This window comes from Corallococcus sicarius, assembly GCF_003611735.1.
Lineage (GTDB): Bacteria > Myxococcota > Myxococcia > Myxococcales > Myxococcaceae > Corallococcus > Corallococcus sicarius.
This window is the reverse complement of sequence record NZ_RAWG01000596.1, coordinates 1-1,908: the sequence shown is the minus strand read 5'-3', so window position 1 is coordinate 1,908 and position 1,908 is coordinate 1. Positions and strand designations below refer to the sequence as shown.

At 72.0% G+C, this 1,908-nt stretch carries 4 protein-coding genes and 1 pseudogene; 3 read left to right on the top strand and 2 right to left on the bottom strand.

What is annotated here, in order from left to right:
* Both D7X12_RS43345 and rpsT read left to right on the top strand, forming a co-directional pair.
* On the top strand, nt 1-363 hold a 363-nt coding region (locus D7X12_RS43345; protein ID WP_167509139.1), incomplete at its 5' end, for a VOC family protein.
* A 139-nt stretch (nt 364-502) separates the two neighbouring features.
* Entirely contained in the window at nt 503-769 is a 267-nt protein-coding gene (gene rpsT, locus D7X12_RS41075) for a 30S ribosomal protein S20 (protein ID WP_120630533.1), read from the top strand.
* A 49-nt stretch (nt 770-818) separates the two neighbouring features.
* Here rpsT and lptE read toward each other — a convergent pair whose 3' ends face one another.
* Together lptE and D7X12_RS43900 are read right to left on the bottom strand one after the other, a co-directional pair.
* The gene (lptE, locus tag D7X12_RS41070) at nt 819-1,334 is read right to left on the bottom strand and encodes an LPS assembly lipoprotein LptE (protein ID WP_120630532.1); all 516 of its coding nucleotides are present in this window, start codon (nt 1,332-1,334) and stop codon (nt 819-821) included.
* A 32-nt stretch (nt 1,335-1,366) separates the two neighbouring features.
* Nucleotides 1,367-1,789 (bottom strand): hypothetical protein, encoded by a 423-nt coding sequence (locus tag D7X12_RS43900; RefSeq protein WP_120630531.1) that lies wholly within the window; start codon nt 1,787-1,789, stop codon nt 1,367-1,369.
* Between D7X12_RS43900 and D7X12_RS44860 the strand changes: the two are divergent.
* A pseudogene (locus tag D7X12_RS44860) lies at nt 1,784-1,908 on the top strand (AAA family ATPase); the annotation flags it as partial. The gene D7X12_RS43900 and the pseudogene D7X12_RS44860 overlap by 6 nt on opposite strands.

The window sequence follows — 1,908 nt, the reverse complement described above, 5'->3', positions numbered from 1 at the left end:
GCCCACCTGCCCCGCGCGTCGGTGGCCACCCTGCGCTTCGCCGTGCCGGACGTGGCGGCCCAGCGGGCCTTCTGGGACGCCATGGCCTCCTGGCTGGGCTGGACGCCGGCGCGCACCCAGGACGGCACGGCGGCCTACACGGGCGCGGGCCTGGGGCTCGTCTTCACGCCGGGCGCTCCGGGGGCTTCGGCCTCCGCCCCCGTCACCGTCACCCTGGAGGCGCCGTCGCCGGCCGCCGTCGTCCGGCTGAAGGACCTGCTACAAGCCCACCATCCACGCAGCATCGTGTCGGGCTCCGAGGAGGGCCTGAAGTTCCAGGACCCCGCGGGGCTGATGTGGGAATATGCCCGCCCGCCGGTTTGATTCTCCCCTGAACGGCGTCCGAGGCCTTCCGGAACCGGAAATCCTGATCGCGGTTGCACGCGTGCCTTGACGCAACGGGGGCGTCGCAGTAAGGACGGCCCCTCTTTTTCCTTGCCTTGCCTTCCGCTGGAGCATTGCCTTGGCGAACACCAAGTCTGCAGAGAAGCGTTACCGCCAGTCCCTGAAGCGCCGCGCCCGGAACGTCAATGTCCGGTCGTCGGTGAAGGACGCCGTCAAGTCCGCCCGCGAGGCCATTGCCTCCAAGGACGGCACGAAGACGACGGACGCGCTCAAGGCGGCTTCCAAGACCCTCAACAAGGCGGCCAGCAAGGGCGTCCTCCACAAGCGCACCGCCTCGCGCCGCATCTCCCGGCTGGCCAAGGCCGCCGCGAAGAAGTCGGCCTAGTCGTCGACCCGCCAGTACCGTCAGCGTTGAGGACCGGGCTCCCCGGTCCTCACCAGGTACTGGCGAGCCTGTCGTACCCGTCACGCATGAGCGTCTCCGCCAGGCGTGCGAGCGCGGCCTGACGGTTGGCCTCGGCTTCCAGGACGTTGCCCCGGCCCTGGAGGTAGTCCTCCGTCCCCGACACCACCGTCTCCGACAGCACCTGCCCCTCCTTCACGAGGCGCAGTCGCACGGTCGTGAAGACGCGGTAGTTGCTGGCGATGATGGTCGGCGACGCCCAGACGTTCAGCACCGCCCCTTCCACCGTGGACGTGCAGCCCGGCGCGCTGGCCAGGCGCCCTGCCTGGATGAGCTGCTGGCGCAGGTAGCGCGTGAAGAGGTTCTCCAGCGCGGGCTCCGGCGTCTCGTTGGCGAAGATGGGCGCGCACACCTGCCCCACGCCCTCCGGCAGCGAGGCGCCCCACGGCTGGAAGCGGTAGCCACACCCCGCGCCCAGCACCGCCGCCACCACCACACCGGTCCGGGCCAGCCGGTACCCACGCCCCGCACTCCGAGTTGGCCGCATGGGCGCGCACCCTACCCGCCCGCGATCCTCCGTCAAGCGTCGGGGCCGGACAGCGGGATGCCTCTGTTGCGCGCGGCCTCCGTCAGCACCGCCCGGGCCGCCACCAGCCGCGCCTCGCGGGAAGAGCCCCTCAGCGCCATGCCCAGCGGCCACTGCAGCCGCACGCCGTCCTCCACCACCACCGTGAGGCCATGGTGGCGGTACAGCGCCGCCAGCAGCAGGCCCATGCCGCCGGCCAGGAAGCCCATGAGGCGCAGGGGGAACTCCGGCGCCCAGAAGCCCAGCACGGCGAAGGCGAGCAGCCCCAGGGCCTCCAGGTAGGGCCGCGCGCGCCACTCCAGCCCGCGCACCCGTATCCAGGCCACGCCGACCGGCGAGCCCCTGGCGCGCCCCTGGAACGTCAATTTCTCCGCGCCCACGGACAGGCCGCGGCCGTTGCCCAGGTCCACCGCCACCGGCGCCGCATCCGCCGCGTGTACCTGGAGGGCATCCAGCCGGAGCCGGGCACCCGTGAGAACGCCCTCTTCCTGGGCCCCACCGGCTCCGGCAAGACGTTCCTCGTGGAGCTGATGTT

What these genes read in the sequence shown, in the direction of transcription:
- lptE (WP_120630532.1), bottom strand. Translation starts at nt 1,334, where the DNA reads ATGCGGCCAACTCGGAGTGCGGGGCGTGGGTACCGGCTGGCCCGGACC.